The sequence below is a fragment of the Burkholderia alba genome (genome assembly GCF_034721475.1).
Lineage (GTDB): Bacteria > Pseudomonadota > Gammaproteobacteria > Burkholderiales > Burkholderiaceae > Burkholderia > Burkholderia alba.
Map to the genome: position 1 here is coordinate 1 of NZ_JAWJWL010000169.1, position 527 is coordinate 527.

The window sequence follows — 527 nt, forward strand, 5'->3', positions numbered from 1 at the left end:
AGGTCACTGCGGCACTTCCGGCTGCCTCTGGCAGATCGCTCATTCCGGTTTCCTGTTTATCGGCTTGCGCGGTGATTACTTGATCAACTGCATCCCTGCGACCTTGGCAGCCCCGACATCAAAGGTAGCCGTGTACTCGCAATCGGCTGCATGGCCGGAACGCTCGATCAGGCAGTCTGCGAAATCTGCCTTTGAAGATGCCGCGTACACGCGAAGTGCCTTTCGCACCGTGTCCGCACCTTCAACTGCCAGTTCCTTGGTGCCAATCATCGAGTCGATGATGTCCTTCATCTGCTCGCGCTCGACGCCGTAGCACCGCCCGAGCACCCACACAACTTCGACCAAGGCGACCTGCGAAACGTATCCCGGCCGCTCGGCCGACAGAGACTCCATCAGCGCCGTCGCCTTCCTCGACTGTACGGCGTCGTCCTGGGCGAAGTAGCGGACCAGCACGTTCGTATCCAATCCGATCATCTCGCGGATGCTCCTTGGTCCGCGATGGCCCGATTCATTTCCTCGATCGACAC

Annotated in this window: 1 protein-coding gene; it reads right to left on the bottom strand. The window is 59.8% G+C overall.

The window, feature by feature from the left end:
- Positions 1-75: 75 nt before the first annotated feature.
- Positions 76-474, bottom strand: coding sequence for a PIN domain-containing protein (locus RZR99_RS33050; protein ID WP_038740790.1), 399 nt, complete (start codon positions 472-474; stop codon positions 76-78).
- Positions 475-527: the final 53 nt, after the last annotated feature.

What these genes read in the sequence shown, in the direction of transcription:
- RZR99_RS33050 (WP_038740790.1), bottom strand. Translation starts at nt 474, where the DNA reads ATGATCGGATTGGATACGAACGTGCTGGTCCGCTACTTCGCCCAGGAC.